The organism is Streptomyces sp. E2N166 (assembly GCF_003671715.1).
Taxonomy (GTDB): Bacteria; Actinomycetota; Actinomycetes; order Streptomycetales; family Streptomycetaceae; genus Streptomyces; species Streptomyces thinghirensis.
In genome coordinates this window covers 329,175-352,315 of record NZ_RAIF01000032.1, presented here as the reverse complement: position 1 = coordinate 352,315, position 23,141 = coordinate 329,175, and the positions used below count along the sequence as shown (strand labels likewise).

The following is a 23,141-nucleotide window of genomic DNA, read 5'->3' as shown; positions in this document are numbered from 1 at the left end:
CCGCCCGGCCCTCCACCTTCCGGCGCGGCACCATGGCCTGCACCGGCATCGAGTTCTGCAAGCTCGCCATCGTCGAGACCAAGGCGCGCGGCGCCTCGCTGATCGACGAGCTGGAGCGCCGCCTCCCGGAGTTCGACGAGCCCCTCACCATCAACCTGAACGGCTGCCCGAACGCCTGCGCCCGCATCCAGACCGCGGACATCGGTCTCAAGGGCCAGCTGGTCCTCGACGACCGGGGCGAGCAGGTCGAGGGTTATCAGGTGCACCTGGGCGGCGCGCTCGGCCTGGAGCCCGGCTTCGGCCGCAAGGTACGCGGCCTGAAGGTCACGGCGGAGGAGCTGCCGGACTACGTGGAGCGCGTCCTGACCCGCTACCAGGCCGAGCGCGAGGACGGCGAGCGCTTCGCCACCTGGGCGGCCCGCGCCTCCGAGGAGGCTCTGTCGTGACGGAGCGTGCCGCGCCGTTCTACTGCCCCTACTGCGGTGACGAGGACCTGCGTCCGCACGAGGAAGGTCACGGCGCCTGGGAATGCGGGGCGTGCAACCGCGCATTCCAGTTGAAGTTCCTCGGGCTCCTCGCCCGGGGTCTTCAGCCCAACTCCACGGGAGGGGAACCGATATGACGGCGGTTCAGGAAGAGCGTACGACCGAGGAACTCAAGGCACTCGCCGAGCGGGCGGGCCGCGAGCTGGAGGACGCCTCCGCACTGGAGATCCTCCGGTGGGCGGCCGGCACCTTCGGCAGCCGCTTCTGCGTGACCTCCTCGATGGAGGACGCGGTCGTGGCCCACCTCGCCTCCCGCGCCCTGCCCGGCGTGGACGTGGTGTTCCTCGACACGGGCTACCACTTCCCGGAGACCATCGGCACCCGGGACGCCGTGGAGGCCGTGATGGACGTCAACGTCATCACGCTCACCCCACGGCAGACGGTCGCCGAGCAGGACGCCGAGTACGGGCCGAGGCTGCACGACCGCGACCCCGACCTGTGCTGCGCGCTGCGCAAGGTGAAGCCGCTGGAGGAGGGGCTGAAGGGCTACCAGGCCTGGGCGACCGGCCTGCGCCGCGACGAGTCCGAGACCCGCGCGAACACGCCGGTGGTCGGCTGGGACGAGAAGCGGCGGAAGGTGAAGGTCTCTCCCATCGCCAAGTGGTCACAGGAAGATGTGCAAACGTACGTCGACGAGCACGGTGTCCTCACCAACCCGCTGCTGATGGACGGCTATGCCTCCGTGGGCTGCGCGCCCTGCACCCGCCGTGTGCTGGAGGGCGAGGACGCCCGCGCCGGCCGCTGGGCGGGCCGCTCCAAGACCGAGTGCGGACTGCACGGCTGACATGACGACGACCACTGAGATTCAGGAGAACCCTGTGACGACCGGAGCCACCGTCTGGCTCACGGGTCTGCCCAGCGCCGGCAAGACCACCATCGCCCACGAACTGGCCGGCCGGCTCCGCGAGCAGGGCCGACGCGTCGAGCTCCTCGACGGCGACGAGATCCGCGAGTTCCTCTCGGCGGGCCTCGGCTTCAGCCGGGAGGACCGGCACACCAACGTGCAGCGCATCGGCTTCGTCGCCGAACTGCTCGCCCGCAACGGCGTCACGGCGCTGGTCCCGGTGATCGCCCCGTACGCGGACAGCCGGGACGCGGTCCGCAAGCGGCACGAGGCGAACGGCACGGCGTACGTGGAAGTGCACGTGGCCACCCCGGTCGAGGTGTGCTCGGTGCGCGACGTGAAGGGCCTGTACGCCAAGCAGGCCGCGGGTGAGCTGACCGGGCTCACCGGGGTCGACGACCCGTACGAGGAGCCGGTCGCGCCCGACCTGCGCATCGAGTCGCAGGACCAGACCGTCCAGGAGTCCGCCGCGGCGGTCCACGCCCTGCTCACCGAAAGGGGACTGGCATGACGACGTCCGTGGCCACAGTGGCGGAGGGTACGGACAGCCCGTACGCCCTCTCCCACCTCGACGCCCTGGAGTCCGAGGCGGTGCACATCTTCCGCGAGGTGGCGGGCGAGTTCGAGCGGCCGGTGATCCTCTTCTCCGGCGGCAAGGACTCGATCCTCATGCTGCACCTGGCGCTGAAGGCGTTCGCCCCCGCGCCGGTGCCGTTCTCACTGCTGCACGTGGACACCGGGCACAACTTCCCCGAGGTCCTCGACTACCGAGACCGCACGGTGGAGAAGCACGGGCTGCGCCTGCACGTCGCCTCCGTGCAGGACTACATCGACCGCGGTGTGCTCAAGGAGCGCCCGGACGGTACCCGCAACCCGCTGCAGACGCTGCCGCTCACCGAGAAGATCCAGGCGGAGAAGTTCGACGCCGTCTTCGGCGGCGGGCGCCGCGACGAGGAGAAGGCGCGAGCCAAGGAGCGGGTGTTCTCGCTGCGGGACGAGTTCTCCCAGTGGGACCCGCGCCGCCAGCGCCCCGAGCTGTGGAACCTGTACAACGGCCGGCACGCCCCCGGCGAGCACGTCCGCGTCTTCCCGCTCTCCAACTGGACCGAGCTGGACGTGTGGCAGTACATCGCCCGCGAGTCCATCGAGCTGCCGGCGATCTACTACGCCCACGAGCGCGAGGTCTTCGGACGCGGCGGCATGTGGCTGACCGCCGGCGAGTGGGGCGGCCCGAAGGACGGCGAGACGGTGGTCAAGCGGCGGGTCCGCTACCGCACCGTCGGCGACATGTCCTGCACCGGAGCCGTCGACTCGGACGCCGACAGCATCGAGAAGGTGATCGCGGAGATCGCCGTCTCCCGGCTCACCGAGCGCGGCGCGACCCGTGCCGACGACAAGATGTCCGAGGCCGCGATGGAAGACCGCAAGCGCGAGGGGTACTTCTAGCCATGACCAGCACCACCGAACCCACCGAGCCTTTGGCGGCCTGGCAGCTGTCGGAGACGACCCTGCTGCGGTTCGCCACCGCCGGGTCCGTCGACGACGGCAAGTCCACCCTGGTCGGCCGACTGCTGCACGACTCCAAGTCGGTCCTCGTCGACCAGCTGGAGGCCGTGGAGCGCGCCTCCGCGAGCCGCGGCCAGGAGGCCCCGGACCTCGCGCTGCTCACCGACGGCCTGCGGGCCGAACGCGAGCAGGGCATCACCATCGACGTGGCCTACCGCTACTTCGCCACCCCGCGCCGCCGGTTCATCCTGGCCGACACCCCCGGGCACGTGCAGTACACCCGGAACATGGTCACCGGCGCCTCCACCGCCGAACTGACGGTGATCCTGGTCGACGCCCGCAACGGCGTCGTCGAGCAGACCCGCCGGCACGCCGCGATCGCCGCCCTGCTGCGGGTCCCGCACGTCGTCCTCGCCGTCAACAAGATGGACCTGGTCGACTACAAGGAGCCCGTGTTCGCCGCCATCGCCGAGGAGTTCACGGCGTACGCGACCGAACTGGGCGTCCCGGAGGTCACCGCGATCCCCATCTCGGCGCTCGCGGGCGACAACGTGGTGGAACCGTCGGCGGTCATGGACTGGTACGGCGGACCGACCGTCCTCGAACACCTGGAGACCGTCCCGGTCAGCCACGACCTGGCACACTGCCACGCCCGGCTGCCCGTGCAGTACGTGATCCGCCCGCGCACCGCCGAGCACCCCGACTACCGCGGCTACGCGGGCCAGATCGCCGCCGGCACCTTCCGCGTCGGCGACGAGGTCACCGTCCTGCCGTCGGGACGCACCTCAAAGGTGTCCGGCATCGACCTGCTGGGCGAGCCGGTCGACGCCGCCTGGACGCCGCAGTCGGTGACGCTGCTGCTGGAGGACGACATCGACGTCTCCCGCGGCGACCTGATCGTGCCCAGCAAGGACGCGCCGGCCACCACCCAGGACGTCGAGGCCACCGTCTGCCATGTCGCCGACGCGCCGCTCACCGTCGGGCACCGGGTACTGCTCAAGCACGGCACCCGCACGGTCAAGGCGATCGTCAAGGACATCCCGGCCCGGCTCACGCTGGACGACCTGTCCCTGCACCCGCACCCCGGGCAGCTCGTCGCGAACGACATCGGCCGGGTGAAGATCCGTACGGCCGAGCCGCTGCCCGCCGACTCCTACGCCGACTCGCGGCGCACGGGTTCGTTCATCCTGATCGACCCGAGCGACGGCACCACGCTCACCGCGGGCATGGCCGGCGAGTCCTTCGCCACGCCGGAGCCGGTCAACGGCGAGGCGGACGACGACGGGTGGGACTTCTGAGTATGGGCTCCCCCGACTTCTACTCCATGTTCGCGAAGGAGGGCGGCCGCGTCGGCAGCGGTGCTCTTGGCAGCGGGCAGGGCGGGGTCGCGCGATGTGCGCGCTGACGTACGCGCACCGCTCGCGCGCCCGCACCCCCCACCGCCGTAGACGCAAACCCGCCGATCTCCCGGCCACGACCTGACACCTCGGACCAACCGACAGGCGTGACCGCCGGGCCAACGAGAGGAACACCTCCCGTGCCTGCCACCACCGCCCTGCGCCGCACTCTCGCGGTCCTGGCCGCCCTCCCGCTGCTGGCGCTCGCCGGCTGCGGGTACGGCTCCCAGGCCAAGGACGACTCGGGCGCGGAGATCGCCGCCGGGGCCGAGAAGATCGACGGTCTCGACTCCGTCCGGATCGGCTACTTCGGCAACGTCACCCACGCCACCGCGCTGGTCGGCAACCAGAAGGGCTTCTTCCAGAAGGAGCTGGGCGCCACCGAGGCCAAGTACGCGGTCTTCAACGCGGGCCCGTCCGAGATCGAGGCGCTGAACTCCGGCTCCGTCGACATCGGCTGGATCGGTCCCTCCCCGGCGATCAACGGCTACGCCAAGTCGGACGGCAAGAACCTGCGGGTCATCGGCGGTTCGGCCTCCGGCGGGGTGAAGCTGGTGGTGAACCCGGACAAGATCAAGTCGTTGCAGGACGTGAAGGGCAAGCGCATCGCGACCCCGCAGCTGGGCAACACGCAGGACGTGGCGTTCCTCAACTGGGTCGCCGAGCAGGGCTGGAAGGTCGACGCGCAGAGCGGCAAGGGCGACGTGACGGTCGTCCGCAGTGACAACAAGGTGACCCCGGACGCCTTCAAGACCGGTTCCGTCGACGGCGCGTGGGTGCCGGAGCCGACCGCGTCCCGGCTGGTCGCCCAGGGCGGCAGGGTGCTGCTGGACGAGTCGACGCTGTGGCCGGACGAGAAGTTCGTGATCACGAACATCATCGTGTCGCAGAAGTTCCTCAAGGAGCACCCGAAGGTCGTCGAGGCGGTGCTCAAGGCCTCGGTGGACACCAACGAGTGGATCGAGGCCAACCCCGACGAGGCCAAGGCCGCGGCGAACGAGCAGCTGGAGAAGGACACCGGCAAGGCGCTGCCCGCCGACGTCCTGGACCCGGCGTGGGAGTCGATCCGGCTGACCGACGACCCGCTCGCCGCCACCCTCGACGCCCAGGCCGGCCACGCCGTCGAGGCGGGCCTGCTGGAGCGGCCCGACCTCAAGGGCATCTACGACCTCACGCTGCTCAACAAGGTCCTCAAGGCCAAGGGCGAACCCGCGGTCGACGACGCCGGCCTCGGCGTCCAGTAGGCCCGGAACCCGACCATTCCCAGGAGGTGACGACCATGGCCACGACCACGACCCTCGCCAAGGCCGACGAGGGCACCGAGGCGGCCTCGCACGCCGCGCGGATCGAGCACGTCTCGAAGTCGTTCGGGGGCCCCGCCGGGCAGCAGCTCGTGCTGGACGACATCAGCCTCGACGTCGCGCCCGGCGAGTTCGTCACCCTGCTGGGGGCCTCCGGCTGCGGCAAGTCCACACTGCTGAACCTGGTGGCGGGCCTGGACAAACCGAGCGCCGGGGCGATCACCACGGACGGTCGGCCGGCCCTGATGTTCCAGGAGCACGCCCTGTTCCCGTGGCTGACCGCCGGCAAGAACATCGAACTCGCCCTCAAGCTGCGGGGCGTGCCCAAGGCCGAGCGCCGCGACAAGGCGGAGGAACTGCTCGAACTCGTCCGGCTGAAGGGCGCGTACGGCAAGCGGGTGCACGAGCTGTCGGGCGGTATGCGCCAGCGGGTCGCCATGGCCCGGGCGCTCGCCCAGGAGAGCAAGCTGCTGCTGATGGACGAGCCGTTCGCGGCGCTGGACGCCATCACGCGGGACGTGCTGCACGACGAGCTGACCCGGATCTGGCGCGAGACACGGCTGTCCGTCCTCTTCGTCACGCACAACGTCCGCGAGGCCGTCCGGCTCGCGGAGCGCGTGGTGCTGCTCTCCTCCCGCCCCGGACGCATCGCCCGCCAGTGGACGGTCGGCATCCCGCATCCGCGCCGCATCGAGGACACCGCCGTGGCGGAACTGTCCGTCGAGATCACCGAAGAACTGCGTGGGGAGATCCGCCGACATGGCCAGCACTGAGACCACCCCGCCCGGCAAGGACGCGGGCGACCTCGCCGGCCTGGAGGCGGGCCTCGACGCGCTGGAGACCCAGCACAGGGGCCGTACGCCCTTCCGTCAGACGCTCACACAGAAGATCCTGCCGCCGGTCGCGGCCGTGCTGCTGGTGCTGGCGGCATGGCAGGCACTGGTCTCCTTCAAGATCGTCGACGACCCGACCAAGCTGCCCGCCCCGTCCGACGTCTGGGCCGTGGTCCACCAGGCCTGGCTCCAGGGCGAACTGCTCGGCTACATCTGGACCAGCGTCTCGCGCGGGCTGTCCGGCTTCCTGCTGGCACTGGTGATCGGCACGCCGCTGGGACTGCTGGTGGCCCGGGTGAGGTTCGTGCGAGCCGCGATCGGCCCGATCCTGTCCGGCCTCCAGTCGCTGCCGTCGGTGGCGTGGGTACCTCCGGCCGTGATCTGGCTGGGCCTGAACAACTCGATGATGTACGCCGTCATCCTGCTCGGCGCGGTCCCCTCCATCGCCAACGGCCTGGTCTCCGGCGTCGACCAGGTCTCTCCCCTCTACCTGCGCGCGGGCCGCACGCTGGGAGCGACCGGGCTGAAGGGCACCTGGCACATCGTGCTGCCGGCCGCGCTGCCCGGCTACGTCGCGGGCCTCAAGCAGGGCTGGGCGTTCTCCTGGCGCTCCCTGATGGCCGCAGAGATCATCGCCTCCTTCCCCGACCTCGGCGTCGGCCTCGGCCAGCTCCTGGAGAACGGCCGCAACGCCAGCGACATGGCCATGGTCTTCGAGGCGATCCTGCTCATCCTGATCGTCGGCATCGCCATCGACCTGCTGATCTTCAGCCCGCTGGAGCGGTGGGTACTGCGCAGCCGCGGTCTGCTGGTGAGGAGCTGACAGCCATGACGTCCCCGCCGGTCCTGCTGGTCATCGCCCACGGCAGCCGCGACCCGCGGCACGCCGCGACCGTGCACGCCCTGGTGCGCCGGGTCAGGGCGGTGCGCCCGGACGTACGGGTGGAGACCGGCTTCCTGGACTTCAACGTGCCCTCGGTGCAGGGCGTGCTGGAGTCCCTGGAGACGGAGGGCGTGCGGGACGTTGTGGCGCTCCCGCTCCTGCTGACCCGCGCCTTCCACGCCAAGGCGGACATCCCGGCGGTCCTCGCGGACGCACCCCCGCGGCTGCGGATCCGGCAGGCCGAGGTGCTCGGTCCGTCGCCGCTGCTGCTGTCGGCGCTGGAGCGGCGCCTGTACGAGGCGGGCCTGACGCCCGCCGACAAGTCCTCGACCGGGGTCGTGCTGGCCTCGGCGGGGTCCTCAGACCCGGAGGCGATCGCAGTGATCGCAGAAATCGCGCGGGAGTGGCGGCACACCGGTTGGTGCGCCGTGCGGCCTGCGTTCGCCTCCGCGTCCCTTCCTCGCACCGAGGACGCGGTGCGCGAGCTGCGAGAGCTGGGCTGCGCGCGCGTGGCCGTGGCGCCGTACGTCCTGGCCCCCGGTCATCTGCCGGACCGCATCGCGCGGGGCGCGGAGCGGGCGGACGTGCTGGCGGACGTCCTCGGTCCCTCGCCGGAGGTGGCGCGGGTGCTGCTGGAGCGGTACGACGAGGCGCGGACGCCGGTGCTGGCGGCGGCGCTCGGGGCCTGACCGCCCGGCGTCGGGTCGGTCAGGGGGAGGTCAGCTCGACGAGCTTGGTGACGGTGTTCCAGTTGCGGGTTGTGGCGATCACGCCCTTGTTGACCCGGGGCTTGGCGAGGGCCTCGGCGAGCTTGGAGCGGCCGAGGCCGTCCGGCGCGTACAGGTACAGGGCGCGGTCGCCGAGGCGGAACTCCTCCGGGAGGAACGCCGGCCGGTCGATCGCCGCGAAGCGTTCCGCGTCGACCGGCGCGGAGAAGTACGTGACGTGCAGCTGCTTGGCCTCCAGGTCGGCGGCCGGGAACGGGCACTCCTCGGCGACCGCCCGCAGATAGGCGTGGTCGCGCACGATCACGTCCACCGCGAAGCCGAAGCGCTCCTCGATCGCCCGCGTCAACTCGGCGGCCAGGGACTCCTCGTCCCCGTGGCCGGACGCGAACACGGCCTGCCCGCTCTGGAGATGGGTGCGTACGGCGTCGTGGCCGAGGCCCTCCAGGAGCGCGCGCAGTTCGGCCATCGGGACCTTCTTCGCGCCGCCCACGTTGATCCCGCGCAGCAGTGCCGCCCACATCGTCGTCATGCGCACACCATAGGACGGCCGTCGTGCCCCGTGGGGGTGGGCACGACGGCCGACGTGCGCGCCACTCTCGCCGATGCGGTGTGCGCGGTTCAACCACTACGCCCTCCTGTGACTTATTCAACAACTCTGCGGAAGGCTCCCGTACGGGCGTCGTACCGGCGTCACACCCTGATCATGACCTTCGAGTAACCCCGGTAGGTGTAGGGGCCCGAGTCCTCCTCAGCGGTGAGGAACGCCGATACGGAGGGATGAGCCGGCACCGTCGCAGGTCACCGAAGAGGCCGACGAGATGGCTTTATGCGGGCCATACCTTCGAAGCGAGAGGTGGCGGCAGGGGGTCGTCACCGCTTTCGAGGGGGCAAGCCCGTCATGGGGAACGGAGAAACACGGGTGCGAGGCATAGCCGCCCGGGCCGGCGGCTGGAGTGCCCGGCACCGATGGGCTGCCGTCGGGATCTGGGTACTGTTCGTCGTCCTGGCGATGGGGCTCGGCTCGGCGGCCGGCCGGGTCGACGTCGAGGACAGCGACCAGATGGGCGGCGAGACGCACACCGCCGCCACGATCGTCGAGGACGCCGGGATCGACGAGCCGGCCAGTGAAACCGTCCTGATCCAGGCGAAGGACGGTTCCCTCAAGGCCACGGACGCCGAGTTCCGCGCCGCCGTCACCGCGGTCGTCACGGCGGTGGAGGGGACCGGGAAGGTCACCGGGCTGACCACGCCGTACGAGGCCGGGACCATCTCGAAGGACGGCCGCAGCGCGTTGGTGCAGTTCGACATGCGCGGCGAGGCGGACACCGCGGGCGAGCGGGTCGAGCCGGTGCTGAAGGCCGTCGAGGGCGTCCAGAAGGAGCACGAGTCGCTGCGGATCGAGGAGATCGGCGGCGCCAGCATGATGAAGACGTTCGACGACGCGTTCGGCGACGACTTCAAGAAGGCCGAGTACTCCGCGGTCCCGGTGGCACTCGGCATCCTGCTCGTCGCGTTCGGCGCGCTGGTGGCGGCGCTGGTTCCGGTGGCGCTGGCGATCACCGCGATCATGGCGACGATGGGCCTGATGGGCCTCGTCAGCCACTTCCAGCCGATGAGCGAGACGGCCAACTCCGTGATGCTGCTGGTCGGTCTGGCCGTCGGCGTCGACTACTGCCTGTTCTATCTGCGCCGCGAGCGCGAGGAGCGCGCCGCCGGGCGGGACGCGCAGACCGCGCTCAGGATCGCCGCCGCCACCAGCGGCCGGGCGATCGTCGTCTCCGGTGTCACGGTGTGCGTGGCGATGGCGGGCATGCTGTTCACCGGTATCGCCGAGTTCGAGGCGATGGGCCTGGCCTCGCTGATGGTGGTCGCGGTCGCCATGGTCGGCTCGGTGACGGTGCTGCCCGCACTGCTGTCCCTGCTGGGCGAGCGGGTCGAGAAGGGCCGCCTTCCGTTCCTGCGCCGGCGCCGGCAGAACGGCGCCTCCGAGGGCAGCCGGTTCTGGACGGCCGTCCTTCGGCGCGTGCTCGCCAAGCCGCTGCTCGCCGCCGCGGTGGCGACCGGCGCGCTGCTGGCCGTCGCCGCGCCCGCCATCGGCATGAAGACGGAGAACCTCACGCTGGACCAGGAGTTCGGCGACTCGCTGCCGATCGTGCAGACGTACAACCGGGTCAACGAGGCGTTCCCGGGCGGGTCGGACCCGGCCGAGGTGGTCGTGAGGGCCGACGACATCAACGCGCCCGAGGTGCGGGCCGCGCTCGCCGACTTCCGGGAGCGGGCGGTCAGTTCCGGTGCCTCGCGAGGGCCGGTCGACGTCACGATGCACGACGAGCAGAACGTCGCCCTGGTCTACGTCCCGCTGGTCGGCGGCTCCGACCAGGACAAGGCGGGCGAGAGCCTGGACAAGCTGCGCGACGACGTACGACCGGCGACGCTCGGCAAGGTCGACGGCGTCGAGGCCCCGATCACCGGACAGGTCGCGGGGTCCAAGGACTTCAACGACCAGCTCGTCGGGTCGGTCCTCCCGGTCTTCGTGTTCGTGGTGGTCTTCGCCTTCCTGCTGATGCTGCTGTCGTTCCGCTCGCTGACGATCGCGCTCACCTCGATCGTGCTGAACCTGCTGTCGGTGGGCGCGGCGTACGGCATCCTGGTCGCCGTCTTCCAGCACGGCTGGGGTGCCTCGCTGGTGGGCGCCGAGGGGGTGGGCGCCATCATCACCTGGCTGCCGCTGTTCCTCTTCGTGATTCTGTTCGGACTGTCGATGGACTACCACGTGTTCGTGGTCTCGCGGATCCGCGAGGCACGGCTGCGGGGACGGACCACCAGGGACGCGATCCAGCACGGCGTGGTCACCACGGCGGGTGTGGTCACCAGTGCCGCCGTCATCATGGTGGCCGTCTTCGCCATCTTCGGCACGCTGTCGATGCAGTCCATGAAGCAGATGGGCGTGGGCCTCGCGGCGGCGGTGCTGATCGACGCGACGATCATCCGGGGCGTGCTGCTGCCGGCCGTGATGGCCCTGCTCGGCGAGCGTAACTGGTATCTGCCGAAGTGGCTGCACCGGCTGCCCGACCTCACCCACGACGAGACGCCCGAGGCGATCGTGCCGGCGGCCCGGGACGACGAGGGCAAGCGGGTCGGGGTGTGAGCGACCACCGCTGCGGCTGACAGCCGAAGGGCCCGTCGGTTCCGGGAAGTTCTCCGGGAACCGACGGGCCCTTCGCCGTCTTCCGCTTCGGTGCGGTCAGGCCCGCGCCGCCGCCAGCTCCGCCTCGATCAGGTCCGCGGCCTGTCGAGTACCGCCCTCCTGTGCCATCCGGGCCTGGAACTCCTTCAGCCGCCCGGCCACCTCCGGGTCGTCGACCAGGGCGAGGGCGGCGGTGCGCAGCGCCTCGGCGGTGGCCTCCTCGGTGGGGAGGTGGCGGGCGACGCCGAGCCCCTGGAGCATGTCCGCGTTGCCGAACTGGTCCACGGCCTGCGGTACCGCGATCATCGGCGTGGCCGTGGCCAGTCCCTCCTGACTGCCGCCGGCGCCCGCGTGGGTGACGAACAGGTCGGCCTGCTGGAGGATCGCCAACTGCGGCACCCACGAGCGGACTTCGACGTTCTCCGGTACGTCGCCCAGCTCGGCGGCGTCGACGTGCTTGCCGATCTGGAGCACCACGTGCCAGCCGGGCAGCCCGGCGAAGGCCTCGACGCACGCCCGGTAGAAGGCCGGCTGCTTGGTGAACGCGGACCCGAGGGACACCAGGACGACCTTCTCGGCACCCTCGGGACGCCGCCAGTCCCCCTCGGCGGTGCGGTCGCCCTGGCAGGCGCCGACGAAGGTGTACGTCTTCTCGTCGACCCGGTCCGCGTTGGGCTGGAGTACCCTGGGGATCAGCACCAGGGAGCGGTCGGGGCGGCCGGCGAACGGGTCGGGGTGCTGGCTGATCCCGTTCTCCTCCAGCCAGGCGTGGAAACGGGCGTAGTACGCCTGGCCGCGCTCGGTCTTCAGGGGCTCCTCCCACATCGGCTCGCCGACCTCCCGCTCGTACCCCTCCCAGGCGACCATGCACGGCGAGAGGGAGACCACGGGTACGCCCCAGCGGTGGCCGAGGACCCGGGCCGGGTAGGCGGAGATGTCGTGCAGGATCAGGTCCGGTTCGTCTCCCTCGTACGCCTCGACGAGCTGCGGAAGCGCCTGGATCGCGTCATCGAGGAAGGGCTCGACGTTGTCCAGCAGGGTGGTCCCCCACGCTTCCGGGTCGGCGTCGGGGCCGGGCAGCGTGCTGTTCCACAGCTTGGGTTCGGCACCCGCCTCGGCGACCTTCTCCGCGAAGAGCGGCGGGATCGCGTACGTCACCCGGTGCCCTCGCGCGACGAGCTCGCGGATCACCTCCAGGCTGGGGTTCACGTGGCCGTGCGCGGCGATGGAGAACATGGCGATGTGTGCGGGAGCGGTCATGTGCCGAACGTACGCGAGACGAGACGTATCGTGCAACCTCTTTTCACGCGTACTCACCCTCAAGCCGCCAGCTCCTCGTGCAGCCGCAGCCAGCGCGTCGGCGCCACCTCGCCGACGAGCACGCCGGGGTCGAGGCACGCGGCCCGGAACGCCGCGTCCACCCGGCGCCGGGGGTGGGCACGCCGCAGGGACGCGTGCAGGAAGCCGCCCACTCCCGAGAAGCCCAGCTCGACCAGGTCCCGCCAGCTTCGATGGGCGGCGCCGGCGAGCAGCGGGGTGCGGCGGCGCTCGATGCGCAGGACCCCGGCGTCGACGCGGGGCGCCGGCCGGAAGCCGTACCGGCTCACCCGTCCGACCAACCGCCACTCGTGACGGGGCCAGGTCCGGACCGTCAGCAGGCTCCAGCGGCCGTAGTCGCCGGTGCGTTTGCGGGCGTACTCGAGCTGGGTGAGCAGCGTGGCGTCGGTGAGGCCGGGTGCGGTGAGGCACCAGTCGACGATGTCCGCGGTACGCGAGAAGGGCACGTTCCCGGCGACGGAGAACGGCGGGCGCGGGGGCCGCGCGGCGAGGAAGTCACCGGCGACGACGTGGACATGGGGCGTGCCCGCGAAACGGGCGCGGAGCCCGGGGAGGAGCCGGGGGTCGATCTCGTAGGCGCGCAGCTCCCGGCTGCGGCGGGCCAGCGGCTCGGTCAGGGCGCCCTCGCCGGCGCCCACTTCGAGGACGAGGGGCGGGTGCCTGCGGTCGGGGACGGCGAGCCGGGCGACGTGCTCGGCGGTGGCGCGGTCGGCGAGGAAGTTCTGCGAGAGCGTGCGGGCACGCTGGGTGGGGCGGGCCATGGCCTGCGGTCCTTGTCTTCCGTGAAGGGGGAAAGGGCAGCCGAAGGCCCTGACCGGAAGACGAAGGCGAAAAGGGGATGCGGAGGCTCAGCCCCGCCGCGCGTGTGTGACACGCGTGTGTGACACGCGTCAGCGCGTGTGTCAGCGGCGGGGGGTCCCCGGGCCGGTCAGGGCTCCGGGGCCACGACGCATCCTGATGGAGTACGTGCAGCCCCGGCCGAGACCGGAGTTGTAGATCGCGTTGAAAGCTGCCACGGAGACGACGCTAGGGGTCCGGGCGCCGGGTGGGCAACGGGTTTTCCGCCCGCCCGGCGCGAGCGCCGTCAGCGCTGGTAGCGGGCGAGGACGAGGTTTCCGTCCTTCTCCATGCGTTCGCGCAGCTCCTCCATGCCGATCGCTCCGCTGTAGTACTCCTGCAGTGCGGGGGTGGCCACCTTGTCCTTCCACTCGGGATAGCCCCGGACGGACTGCGCGGGCGCCAGGCGCAGGTGTTCGGCGAGGGCGGTGCCCGTGGCCCAGCCGTGCTCGGCCGTGTGCAGGGCGGGGTCCTTCAGCGCCTCGGTTCCGGTGGGCAGCATCCAGTCGCCGAGGGCGAGGCGCGTCATGTTGTCCGGCTGGAGGAGGAAGTCGAGGAACGCGGCGGCTTCCTTCTTGTGCGGGCTGTCCTCGGCGATCGACAGGGTCTGCGGGCTGACGCCCTGGGTGAGTCCGTCGGTGCCGGCCGGGGCGGGCAGCACCTGCCAGTCGAAGCCCTCGGGTGCCTGCTGCTCGATCTGCTGGCGGTAGGAGAACCCGAGCGGCACCATCGCGTACTTGCCCGCGAAGAAGCCGGGCAGGGTGTCGGAGCCGCCGCTGCCGAGGGTGGCGGAGGAGGCGCTGTGGTCCGTGTTGACCTGGTCGTGGATGGTGCGGGGCACCACCTGGTCGCCCTCCTCGAACCGGACGGTGACCTTCCCGTCCGCCTCTCGGTGGAACAGCTGTCCGCCGGCGGACAGGGACAGGTTGAGCGTGGCGGACACGGGCTCCTTCAGCGGCCAGGCCGCCCCGTACTTCCCGTCACCGCTCAACCGCTTCGTCACCTGACGGAACTCCGCCCAAGACCAGGGGTGTTCGGGCGTGGGAATCCGGACGCCGGACTTCTTCAGCAGGTCGGCGTTGGCGATCAGGACGCGGGGTTCCTGGAGGAACGGCACGCCGTAGACGCCGTCGCCGAAGGTGACGGTCTCCCAGCTGCGCTGCGGGATGTCCGACTTAAGCCGCTCGGGCAGCAGGCCGGTCAGATCGGCGAGGTGGCCGCCGTAGGCGAAGTCCGCGAGGTCGTCGGAGGCGTCGTGGATGATGTCGGGGGCCTCGCCGCCCTCGAAGGAGGTGAGGAGCTGGTCGTGGACGCTGTCCCAGCTGCCCTGGACGTACTCGACGCGCACGTCCGGGTGGGCGGCGTTCCACTCCCGCACCAGTTCCTTGTTGGCCGCCACGGACTCGTCCTGCCAGGCCAGGGACTGGAAGCGCAGGGTGATCCGGCCGTCGTCCGCTCCGTCGCCGCCGCCCGTGCAGCCCGCGAGCAGCAGGGCGAGGGTGACGAGCAGGGTCACGATCCTCGTACGCGTCGCCATCAGCTCTTCACCGCCCCGGCGAGCATGCCGCCCGTGATCCGACGCTGGATGAGTGAGAAGACCACCAGCGAGGGCAGTGTCGCGAGGAAGGCCGCCGCGGCGAGGGGTCCGAGGTCCGCGACGCCCTCCGCGCCGATGAAGTGGGTCAGGATCACCGGCAGCGTCTGTTTCTCCGGTGTCTTCAGCAGCACCAGCGCGAAGAAGAACTCGTTCCACGCGGTGATGAACGCGAACATCGCCGTCGCCACGATCCCCGGCGCGAGCAGTGGCGCGGTCACCGAGACCAGGATGCGCAGCCGCCCGGCACCGTCGACCGCCGCCGCCTCCTCCAGCTCGGCCGGCACGGCCCGGACGTACCCGGCGAGCATCCACAGCGCGAACGGCAGCGACCACACGACGTAGACCATCACCAGGCCCGGCACGGAGTTGATCAGGCGGAGGTTCTTCAGGACCAGGAAGAGCGGGATGATCAGCAGGACGAAGGGGAAGGCCTGGCTGACCACGACCCACCCGGTGGCCGCCTTGGTGAGCCGGCCGCGGTGCCGGGCCATGACGTACGCCATCGGTGTCGCGATCACCACGGCGACCACCGCGGCGGCGAGCGCGGCGAGCAGGGAGTTGAGGGCCGCCCGCAGCAGCGGCTGCTCGTCGAAGGCCTGCCGGAAGTTGTCGAGGGTCGGGTTCTCGGGGATCCAGGTGGGGTGGAGGCTCGCCAGCTCCTGCGGCGGTTTGAACGCGGTGGAGATCAGCCACAGGAACGGGAAGGCGAGGAAGACGAGATACGCGAGCAGCGCGGCGTACTGGCCCACGCGGGCCCCGGTCGAGGTCCTCATGCCTCGTCACCTCCCCTGAGCCGGCCGACGAGGAAGACGGCCAGCAGGATCGAGATCACGGCGACCATGACACAGCCCATCGCCGCCGCGTAGCCGAACTGCCCGTACCGGAAAGCCTCCTCGTAGGCGAAGAGCATCGGCAGCCGGGTCCGGCCGCCTGGGCCTCCGTTGGTCAGCACGTAGACCAGGGCGAAGGAGTTGAAGTTCCAGATGAGGTTGAGCGCGGTGATGGCGAGCGCGATCGGTCTGAGGGCGGGCCAGGTGACCGTGCGGAAGCGGCGCCAGGCTCCGGCGCCGTCGACCGCGGCGGCCTCGTGCAGTTCGCGCGGGGTGTTCTGGAGCCCGGCGAGCAGGGCGACCGTCGTCTGCGGCATGCCGGCCCAGACGCCGACGACGATGACGGCGGGCAGGGCGGTGGCGAGGCCGCTGAGCCAGTCACGGCCGTCGCCGAGGCCGAAATCGCGCAGGGTCTCGTTGAGGATGCCCGCGTCCGGGTTGTAGACCAGCCGCCACATGATGCCGACGACGACCTCGGGCATCGCCCAGGGGATGATCGCCAGGGCACGGGCCGGCCAGCGCAGCCGGAGGTTCTGGTTGAGCAGCAGGGCGAGGCCGAGTGCGAGCAGGAACTGCGGCACCGTCACCCCGACGGCCCACACCAGCCCGATCCTGAACGACTCCCAGAACAGCGTGTCGTGCATCAGGTCCTGGAAGTTCAGGGTGCCGATCCACCGGGTGGGCTCCGTCCGGCCCGACTGGGCGTCGGTGAACGCCAGCATGATGCCGTAGAGCAGCGGCCCCACGCTGAGCACCAGGATGGGGATCAACGCGGGCAGCACCAGGAACCAGGCGCCGTGGTCGGGGCCGCGCCGTGGCCGGTCCGCACCGGGCGCACGGCGCGCCGGCCTTCTCGACTCGGTCACCGATGTCACGTAATCAGCCCCTTTGCACGGCTCGAACGGGCCTGGTCATGGTCGTGAAGGCGCCGTGCCCCGTCAAGAGCCCGCGCACACGCTCCCACCTGTGCGAATGCGACACTGGCCGACGGATGGCGGGAACCGGGCGGACACGACGGACACGACCGGACGACCGGCACCACGGACACGACCGACACGGAGGCAGGCGACGATGGACGAGGCACGGGCGCGGGAGGTGCTGGCCGCGGCGGGGGTGCTGGCCGGCCCGGCGCGGGAGGCGCGGCTGCTCGCCCTCGGCGAGAACGCGGTGTTCGCAGCCGGTGACCTGGCGGTCAAGGTGGGCCGCGACGCCGAACTCCTCGACCGGGCGCGCCGGGAACTGGCCGTCGCGGTGTGGCTGGAAGAGGCCGGTGTGCCGGCGGTGCGGGCGGCCGAACCCTCGGCGCTGTTCGTCGAGGGGCATCCGGTGACCGTGTGGCGGCGGCTGCCCGACCCGGTGCGGCCCACCGAGCCCCGGGACGTGGCCGCGCTGCTCCGACTGGTCCACGCGCTGCCCTCCCCCTCCTTCCAGCTGCCGCCCCGCGAACTGCTGGGCGGTGTGGAACGCTGGCTGCGACTCGCGGGCGACGTGATCGACCCGGCGGACGCCGCGTATCTGCGCGAGCGCCGCGACGGCTTCGCGACGGCCGCCGCCGCACTCACCCCCCACCTGACGCCCGGCCCGATCCACGGCGACGCGCTGCCCCGCAATGTGCACGTCGGCCCCGACGGGCCGGTCCTGATCGACCTGGAGACCTTCTCCGCCGACCTGCGCGAGCACGACCTGGTGGTGATGGCGCTCAGCCGGGACCGCTACGGGCTGCCCGCCGAGGCGCACGACGCGTTCACCGCGACCTACGGCTGGGACGTGCGCGAGTGGGACGGCTGTGCGGTGCTGCGCGGCGCCCGGGAGACGGCCAGCTGCGCGTGGGTGGCCCAGCACGCGCCGAGCAACCCGAAGGCACTGGCGGAGTTCGAACGCCGGGTGGCGTCGCTGCGGGACGGGGACTCGACCGTGCGGTGGTATCCGTTCTGACCGCGCGTCGCACGCGCCGGGCGGATGTTCGTTCTGACCGCTCGTCGCCGTTCCTTCCGACCGCGCGTCGCCGTCCGGTCTGACCGCGCGTCCCGTCCGGTGCCCGGTCAGACCCGTTCGTCGGCCGGTTCTCGCAGCGGCCACGTCCCGTCGACGACGGCCGTGGCGTCGCCCTTGCGGCGCAGGAAGCTCTGGAAGTCCGCCGCCCACTCGGCGTACCACTCGATCTGGCGGTGGTGCAGGTCCGCCGGGCCGAGGGACGCGACCTTGGGGTGGCGGCCGGCTATCGCGCGGGCCAGCCGGGCCGCGGCGAGGGCGTCGGCCGTGGCGTCGTGGGCGGCGTCGAGCGGGACGCCGTACTCCCGGCAGACCGCTTCCAGGTTGCGCTTGCCGCGGCGGTAGCGGTCGACGGAACGGTCGATGGTGTACGGGTCGATGACCGGGGCCGGGTCCAGGCCGCCGAGGCGGTCACGCAGGGACGGCAGTCCGTAGCGCCGCAGTTCGGCGGAGAGCAGGGTGAGGTCGAAGGCCGCGTTGTAGGCGACGACCGGGACGCCCGTCTTCCAGTAGGCCGCGAGCACACCGGCGATGGCGTCGGCGACCTGGTCGGCGGGGCGGCCCTCGGTGGCCGCCCGCTCATTGGTGATGCCGTGCACCGCCACCGCGTCCGCCGGGATCTCCACGCCGGGGTCGGCCAGCCACTCCCGGCGTCCTCGCGGCTCCCCGCCCATGACCTCGATCACGGCCCCCGTCACGATGCGCGCCTCGCGCGGATCGGTGCCCGTCGTCTCCAGGTCGAAGCCGATCAGCAGCTCCCGGTGCCAGCCCATGGGCGGTCCCCCTTCTTGGTGGTGCGTTCCCCCAGTGGTCTTCACCCTCCCATGGACCACTGACAATCAGAGGATCGCATTCCGCTTACGCCCGCGTCCGGCCCGGCGCCGACGCTCACGACACCGGCCGCGAATCCGCCCACATCAGCTCGAACTCCTCGCGATAGGTGGGGAAAAGTCCGCCTTCGTCGAGCTGGTCCGACTTCACGACCTTGCCGCCGTTCCGTCCGTTCCGCAGGACGAGCACCGGCGCCTCCATTCCCCGCGTCCGGCGCAGATAGGACTGCACGACCGCGACGCCGTCGGCGCCGTCCCCGTCGACGAGGTAGGCCGTGAAGCGGGGCGTCTCGTCGAAGACCTGGATCTCGAACGCGCCCGGGTCCCGCAGCCGGGAGCGCACCCTGCGCATGTGCAGGATGTTCATCTCCACGGCGCGGCTCAGCTCGCCGCGCTTGATGCCCAGTTCGCGCTCGCGGCGCTTGATCGCGCTGGAGGCCGGGTTCAGGAAGAGCAGCCGCACCCGGCCACCGGACTCGGCCAGCCGCAGCAGGCGGCGGCCGGAGAAGTTCTGCACGAGCAGGTTGAGGCCGATACCGAGGGCGTCCACGCGCCGCGCGCTGCCGAAGAGGTCCTCCGCCGGGAACTGGCGCAGCAGCCGCACCCGGTCCGAGTGCACGGCGACCACGTCGGCGTACCGGTCGCCGACCAGGTCCTCCACCGCGTCGACCGGCAGCCGGCGCGTGGACGGCACGTCGCCGCCCGCGCCGAGGACCTCGAGGAGCCGGGCCGAGGCCCGCTCCGCCTGGTTCAGGACCGCCTCGGACAGCGCCCGGTTGCGGGAGACGACGTTGCGGGTGACCTCCAGCTCGTCCAGGGCGAGTTCCACGTCGCGGCGCTCGTCCACGTACGGCTCGAAGCAGGGCCAGTGCTGCACCATCAGCTCGCGCAGCTGCGGCAGCGTGAGGAAGCTGAGGACGTTGTCGTCGGCCGGGTCGAGCAGGTAGCCCTTGCGGCGGCTGACCTCGCGGACGGCGACGGCGCGCTGCACCCACTCCTGGCCGGCGGGTCCGGCCGCGGCGACCACCCACTCGTCGCCGTGGACAGGCTCGTAGACCGGCCGCAGGACGGCGGCCACGACCGCGCGCAGCCGCTGTTCGACGAGGTTGAGCCAGATGTAGGCCCGGCCCGCCCGCTGCGCACGGGTGCGCACCTCGTGCCAGGCGTCGGTGTCCCAGTCCAGTTCCGGACCGATCGCGCCCGCGCTCATCGGCCGCGCCAGGGACACCGCACCGGGCGGGACGTCCGCGGAGTTCCCCTGGTGACCGTCGTCACCAGGAGGCAGCTCCAGCCCTCCCGAGCCCACCCGCGCACCGCCTTCCGCTCCCCCGGAGCACTCCCGGGGAGACCCCGTCCCAACGATCAAGGAAGGGTACTCCGCGAGCGGTCCGCGGTGCAGCCCGATGGACGGGCCGGTTTTCCCAACATCCGTGATCCACAAGCCCGTTCCGGTCGGCCCGACACCGGGGAGTGAGCGGATTCATAGCGGTGACACGGCCCGGTACGGGGAAGGATCCCTCGCATCCCGCAGCGGGGCGCATGCGGCACAGAACGCCGAAGGGTGGGTAGGAGGACGTACGTGCTAGGTGGTCACCTCACTTTCGGGGAGACTTCCCGGAGACTCGGAGCCAAGGCGTCCGCACCGGCGCCGTACACCTGAAAGAGTCGTGTCCATGCAGGTCTGGCCTGGAGAGGCGTATCCACTCGGTGCCACGTACGACGGCGCCGGCACCAACTTCGCGGTCTTCACGGAGGCCGCCGACCGAGTAGAGCTGTGTCTGCTGCACGACGACGGCTCGGAGGCCGCGGTCGAGCTGCGGGAGAGCGACGCGTTCGTACGGCACGCCTACGTGCCGGGCGTGATGCCCGGGCAGCGGTACGGCTACCGCGTGCACGGCCCGTACGCCCCGGAACGCGGGCTGCGCTGCAACAGCGCCAAGCTGCTCCTCGATCCGTACGCGCGTGCGATCAGCGGCTCGATCCAGTGGGGCGAGGAGGTGTACGGCTACCACTTCGGCGACCCCGGCCGGCGCAACGACCTCGACTCGGCTCCGCACATGATGTCCTCGGTCGTGGTCAACCCCTACTTCGACTGGGGCGACGACCGGCGCCCCCGGACGGAGTACCACCACACGGTGCTCTACGAGGCCCACGTGAAGGGCCTGACCATGCGGCATCCGGGCATCCCCGAGGAACTGCGCGGCACCTACGCCGCCCTCGCGCACCCGGCGCTCATCGAGCACCTCACCGAGCTGGGGGTGACCGCGCTGGAGCTGATGCCGGTGCACCAGTTCGTCAACGACCACCGCCTGGTGGACATGGGCCTGAACAACTACTGGGGCTACAACACGATCGGCTTCTTCGCCCCGCACAACGCGTACGCGTCCTGGGGCGACCGCGGCCAGCAGGTGCTGGAGTTCAAATCGGCGGTGAAGGCGCTGCACGAGGCCGGCATCGAGGTCATCCTCGACGTGGTCTACAACCACACCGCCGAGGGCAACCACCTGGGCCCGACCCTGTCCTTCAAGGGCATCGACAATGCCTCGTACTACCGGCTCACCGACGACCCCCGGTACTACATGGACACCACGGGAACCGGGAACTCCCTGCTCATGCGGTCCCCGCACGTCCTCCAGATGATCATGGACTCGCTGCGGTACTGGGTCACCGAGATGCACGTCGACGGGTTCCGCTTCGACCTCGCCGCCACCCTGGCCCGGCAGTTCCACGAGGTGGACCGGCTGTCGTCGTTCTTCGACCTGGTGCAGCAGGACCCCGTGGTCTCGCAGGTGAAGCTGATCGCCGAGCCCTGGGACGTGGGCGAGGGCGGCTACCAGGTGGGCAACTTCCCGCCGCTGTGGACCGAGTGGAACGGCAAGTACCGGGACACGGTGCGGGACCTGTGGCGCGGCGAGCAGCGCACGCTGGCGGAGTTCGCGTCCCGGCTTACCGGATCGTCCGACCTCTACCAGGACGACGGCCGCCGCCCGCTGGCCTCGATCAACTTCGTCACCTGCCACGACGGCTTCACCCTGCACGACATGGTGGCGTACAACGACAAGCGCAACCACGCCAACGGCGAGGACAACCGGGACGGCGAGAGCCACAACCGGTCCTGGAACTGCGGGGCCGAGGGCGAGACCGACGACCCGGCGGTGCTGGCGCTGCGGGCGCGCCAGATGCGGAACTTCATCGCCACCCTGCTGCTCTCGCAGGGCGTGCCGATGATCAGCCACGGTGACGAGTTCGCCCGCACCCAGCGGGGCAACAACAACGCCTACTGCCAGGACAACGAGCTGGCGTGGGTGGCATGGCCGGACGGCGACGGTGACGGTGACGTCACCGCTGCCGGGCTGCTGGAGTTCACCCGCGCGATGGTGTGGCTGCGCAAGGACCACCCGGTCTTCCGCAGGCGGCGCTTCTTCCACGGGCGTCCCGTGGAGGGCACCCACGACGAGCTGTCGGACATCGCCTGGTTCACCCCCGAGGGTGCGGAGATGACCCAGCGGGACTGGAACTCGGCGCGGGCGTCGGCCCTCACGGTGTTCCTGAACGGCAACGCGATCTCCGAGCCCGGCGCGCGCGGGGAACGCATCTCCGACGACTCGTTCCTGCTGATGTTCAACGCCTCGCCCAAAACGCTGGACTTCGTGGTGCCGGTCGACCACGGCCGCCAGTGGGAGGTGATCGTCGACACCGCCCGCACCGAGGGGGTCCCCTCGGACACCGGCCCGAAGGTGCAGGCCGGGGACCGGCTGACCCTCGTGGACCGGAGCATGACGGTGCTGCAACGGCCGGTCTAGGGGGTGTCCTGCGGCCTCATCCGCCGGGCAGGCCCTTGGAAGGGCACCGTGTTGCCGGAGCGGTCCTCCACGCGCGCGTGAAGGACCGCTCCGCTGCCCGGCGCCGGCGTGCCGCCAGGGCGATCACGTAGGCGAGCGCGGCGGTCACACTCGTCGCCGCGAACGCCGCGACCGGACTGTGGGACTCGGCGAGGCGGCCGGTGACGGCGACCGCGAGGGCCTGGCCGCCGACGATCGCGCTGGTCGCGAAGGCCATCGCCTCGGCGAGCCGGCCCGCGGCACCGTCCGCTCGGTGAGCGCGGTGCTCCCCGCCTGGCAGGCTCCGAACATCGCGCCCTGGCGGGCGAGCGAGGCCCGCAGGGCGTGCACCGCGCGGGGCATACGGGGGCGGGCGCGGAAGCCGCCGCCCGACGTGCCCGTCGCCCCGCCGGCCGAGGGTGCCGACGCGCGGGCCGTCGGATGCAGGGCGAAGGCGGTGCCGCACACGGCGACGAGTACGGCGGCGCCGGCCAGGGCGTACGCCGGGTGGGCGAGGACCGCCGCCAGGCCGACCAGGGCCGGGCCGAGGACGAAGGAGACCTCGTCGAGGGTGCTCTCGAAGGACAGCGCGGCGCCCACGGTGGGCTCGGGGGCACCGGCCCGGCGGGCGAGCGCCACCAGGCGGGCGCGGGCCAGCGGGCCGATCAGGGG

At 71.4% G+C, this 23,141-nt stretch carries 20 protein-coding genes and 2 pseudogenes; 13 read left to right on the top strand and 9 right to left on the bottom strand.

All coding sequences use genetic code 11. The annotated features are described in order from the left end of the window. From EBH09_RS28670 to EBH09_RS28620, 10 genes and pseudogenes are all read left to right on the top strand, one after another. A pseudogene (locus EBH09_RS28670) lies at positions 1–446 on the top strand (nitrite/sulfite reductase); the annotation flags it as partial. Beyond that, positions 443–622 carry a hypothetical protein gene (locus EBH09_RS28665; RefSeq protein WP_121749832.1) on the top strand — a complete coding sequence of 60 codons (180 nt, stop codon included), beginning with the start codon at positions 443–445 and terminating at the stop codon, positions 620–622. The pseudogene EBH09_RS28670 and the gene EBH09_RS28665, both read left to right, overlap by 4 nt. Next, the gene (locus tag EBH09_RS28660; RefSeq protein ID WP_121749831.1) at positions 619–1,329 is read left to right on the top strand and encodes a phosphoadenylyl-sulfate reductase; all 711 of its coding nucleotides are present in this window, start codon (positions 619–621) and stop codon (positions 1,327–1,329) included. Before EBH09_RS28665 ends, EBH09_RS28660 begins: the two co-directional genes overlap by 4 nt. Position 1,330: 1 nt before the next feature. Beyond that, on the top strand, positions 1,331–1,900 hold the full coding sequence (cysC, locus tag EBH09_RS28655) for an adenylyl-sulfate kinase (protein WP_121749830.1): 570 nt from the start codon (positions 1,331–1,333) through the stop codon (positions 1,898–1,900). Further along, positions 1,897–2,835, top strand: coding sequence for a sulfate adenylyltransferase subunit CysD (gene cysD / locus EBH09_RS28650; protein ID WP_121749829.1), 939 nt, complete (start codon positions 1,897–1,899; stop codon positions 2,833–2,835). The genes cysC and cysD overlap by 4 nt, the downstream gene beginning before the upstream one ends. Before the next feature lie 2 nt (positions 2,836–2,837). After that, positions 2,838–4,193, top strand: a complete 1,356-nt coding sequence (locus EBH09_RS28645) for a GTP-binding protein (RefSeq protein WP_121749828.1) — start codon at positions 2,838–2,840, stop codon at positions 4,191–4,193. A 239-nt stretch (positions 4,194–4,432) separates the two neighbouring features. After that, positions 4,433–5,536 carry an aliphatic sulfonate ABC transporter substrate-binding protein gene (locus EBH09_RS28635; protein WP_121749826.1) on the top strand — a complete coding sequence of 368 codons (1,104 nt, stop codon included), beginning with the start codon at positions 4,433–4,435 and terminating at the stop codon, positions 5,534–5,536. A 35-nt stretch (positions 5,537–5,571) separates the two neighbouring features. Continuing rightward, positions 5,572–6,366 carry an ABC transporter ATP-binding protein gene (locus tag EBH09_RS28630; RefSeq protein ID WP_121749825.1) on the top strand — a complete coding sequence of 265 codons (795 nt, stop codon included), beginning with the start codon at positions 5,572–5,574 and terminating at the stop codon, positions 6,364–6,366. Beyond that, positions 6,353–7,249 carry an ABC transporter permease gene (locus EBH09_RS28625; RefSeq protein WP_121749824.1) on the top strand — a complete coding sequence of 299 codons (897 nt, stop codon included), beginning with the start codon at positions 6,353–6,355 and terminating at the stop codon, positions 7,247–7,249. Before EBH09_RS28630 ends, EBH09_RS28625 begins: the two co-directional genes overlap by 14 nt. Positions 7,250–7,254: 5 nt before the next feature. After that, positions 7,255–7,998 (top strand): sirohydrochlorin chelatase, encoded by a 744-nt coding sequence (locus EBH09_RS28620; protein WP_121749823.1) that lies wholly within the window; start codon positions 7,255–7,257, stop codon positions 7,996–7,998. Positions 7,999–8,017: 19 nt separating this feature from the next. Here EBH09_RS28620 and EBH09_RS28615 read toward each other — a convergent pair whose 3' ends face one another. Continuing rightward, positions 8,018–8,566, bottom strand: coding sequence for a DUF1697 domain-containing protein (locus EBH09_RS28615; protein WP_121749822.1), 549 nt, complete (start codon positions 8,564–8,566; stop codon positions 8,018–8,020). 369 nt (positions 8,567–8,935) lie between these two features. Between EBH09_RS28615 and EBH09_RS28610 the strand changes: the two genes are divergently transcribed. Further along, the gene (locus tag EBH09_RS28610) at positions 8,936–11,185 is read left to right on the top strand and encodes an MMPL family transporter (protein WP_121749821.1); all 2,250 of its coding nucleotides are present in this window, start codon (positions 8,936–8,938) and stop codon (positions 11,183–11,185) included. 96 nt (positions 11,186–11,281) lie between these two features. On the opposite strand, the gene EBH09_RS28605 is transcribed toward EBH09_RS28610, so the two are convergent. The 5 genes from EBH09_RS28605 to EBH09_RS28585 form a co-directional block, all read right to left on the bottom strand. Beyond that, positions 11,282–12,484: a glycosyltransferase gene (locus EBH09_RS28605; RefSeq protein ID WP_121749820.1), complete on the bottom strand. Its 1,203-nt coding sequence runs from the start codon at positions 12,482–12,484 to the stop codon at positions 11,282–11,284. A gap of 59 nt (positions 12,485–12,543) precedes the next feature. Further along, entirely contained in the window at positions 12,544–13,323 is a 780-nt protein-coding gene (erm(O), locus tag EBH09_RS28600) for a 23S rRNA (adenine(2058)-N(6))-methyltransferase Erm(O) (RefSeq protein WP_121749819.1), read from the bottom strand. A 323-nt stretch (positions 13,324–13,646) separates the two neighbouring features. Further along, the gene (locus EBH09_RS28595) at positions 13,647–14,936 is read right to left on the bottom strand and encodes a sugar ABC transporter substrate-binding protein (RefSeq protein ID WP_193776585.1); all 1,290 of its coding nucleotides are present in this window, start codon (positions 14,934–14,936) and stop codon (positions 13,647–13,649) included. Continuing rightward, complete coding sequence (locus EBH09_RS28590) at positions 14,936–15,769, bottom strand: carbohydrate ABC transporter permease (protein ID WP_121749818.1); 834 nt, start codon at positions 15,767–15,769, stop codon at positions 14,936–14,938. Before EBH09_RS28590 ends, EBH09_RS28595 begins: the two co-directional genes overlap by 1 nt. Then, a complete protein-coding gene (locus tag EBH09_RS28585) occupies positions 15,766–16,701 on the bottom strand; it encodes a sugar ABC transporter permease (protein ID WP_121749817.1) in 936 nt (311 codons plus the stop codon). The genes EBH09_RS28590 and EBH09_RS28585 overlap by 4 nt, the downstream gene beginning before the upstream one ends. A gap of 196 nt (positions 16,702–16,897) precedes the next feature. Between EBH09_RS28585 and EBH09_RS28580 the strand changes: the two genes are divergently transcribed. Continuing rightward, a complete protein-coding gene (locus EBH09_RS28580) occupies positions 16,898–17,761 on the top strand; it encodes an aminoglycoside phosphotransferase family protein (RefSeq protein ID WP_121749816.1) in 864 nt (287 codons plus the stop codon). Between the two features lie 107 nt (positions 17,762–17,868). Here the strand turns inward: EBH09_RS28580 and EBH09_RS28575 are convergent, their stop codons facing one another. Together EBH09_RS28575 and EBH09_RS28570 are read right to left on the bottom strand one after the other, a co-directional pair. Then, positions 17,869–18,591 carry a 3'-5' exonuclease gene (locus tag EBH09_RS28575; RefSeq protein WP_121749815.1) on the bottom strand — a complete coding sequence of 241 codons (723 nt, stop codon included), beginning with the start codon at positions 18,589–18,591 and terminating at the stop codon, positions 17,869–17,871. 115 nt (positions 18,592–18,706) lie between these two features. Beyond that, the gene (locus EBH09_RS28570; RefSeq protein WP_121749814.1) at positions 18,707–19,954 is read right to left on the bottom strand and encodes an SAV2148 family HEPN domain-containing protein; all 1,248 of its coding nucleotides are present in this window, start codon (positions 19,952–19,954) and stop codon (positions 18,707–18,709) included. Between the two features lie 367 nt (positions 19,955–20,321). On the opposite strand from EBH09_RS28570, the gene glgX reads away from it, so the two are divergent. Beyond that, entirely contained in the window at positions 20,322–22,451 is a 2,130-nt protein-coding gene (glgX, locus tag EBH09_RS28565; protein ID WP_121749813.1) for a glycogen debranching protein GlgX, read from the top strand. Between the two features lie 144 nt (positions 22,452–22,595). Here the strand turns inward: glgX and EBH09_RS39260 are convergent. Further along, positions 22,596–23,141, bottom strand: a pseudogene (locus tag EBH09_RS39260) (MFS transporter); the annotation flags it as partial.

Coding starts and splice junctions, on each gene's coding strand:
- EBH09_RS28660 (WP_121749831.1), top strand. CDS start 619: ATGACGGCGGTTCAGGAAGAGCGTACGACCGAGGAACTCAAGGCACTC.
- cysC (WP_121749830.1), top strand. CDS start 1,331: ATGACGACGACCACTGAGATTCAGGAGAACCCTGTGACGACCGGAGCC.
- cysD (WP_121749829.1), top strand. CDS start 1,897: ATGACGACGTCCGTGGCCACAGTGGCGGAGGGTACGGACAGCCCGTAC.
- EBH09_RS28645 (WP_121749828.1), top strand. CDS start 2,838: ATGACCAGCACCACCGAACCCACCGAGCCTTTGGCGGCCTGGCAGCTG.
- EBH09_RS28630 (WP_121749825.1), top strand. CDS start 5,572: ATGGCCACGACCACGACCCTCGCCAAGGCCGACGAGGGCACCGAGGCG.
- EBH09_RS28625 (WP_121749824.1), top strand. CDS start 6,353: ATGGCCAGCACTGAGACCACCCCGCCCGGCAAGGACGCGGGCGACCTC.
- EBH09_RS28620 (WP_121749823.1), top strand. CDS start 7,255: ATGACGTCCCCGCCGGTCCTGCTGGTCATCGCCCACGGCAGCCGCGAC.
- EBH09_RS28615 (WP_121749822.1), bottom strand. CDS start 8,566: ATGACGACGATGTGGGCGGCACTGCTGCGCGGGATCAACGTGGGCGGC.
- EBH09_RS28610 (WP_121749821.1), top strand. CDS start 8,936: ATGGGGAACGGAGAAACACGGGTGCGAGGCATAGCCGCCCGGGCCGGC.
- EBH09_RS28605 (WP_121749820.1), bottom strand. CDS start 12,484: ATGACCGCTCCCGCACACATCGCCATGTTCTCCATCGCCGCGCACGGC.
- EBH09_RS28595 (WP_193776585.1), bottom strand. CDS start 14,936: ATGGCGACGCGTACGAGGATCGTGACCCTGCTCGTCACCCTCGCCCTG.
- EBH09_RS28590 (WP_121749818.1), bottom strand. CDS start 15,769: ATGAGGACCTCGACCGGGGCCCGCGTGGGCCAGTACGCCGCGCTGCTC.
- EBH09_RS28580 (WP_121749816.1), top strand. CDS start 16,898: ATGGACGAGGCACGGGCGCGGGAGGTGCTGGCCGCGGCGGGGGTGCTG.
- EBH09_RS28575 (WP_121749815.1), bottom strand. CDS start 18,591: ATGGGCTGGCACCGGGAGCTGCTGATCGGCTTCGACCTGGAGACGACG.
- glgX (WP_121749813.1), top strand. CDS start 20,322: ATGCAGGTCTGGCCTGGAGAGGCGTATCCACTCGGTGCCACGTACGAC.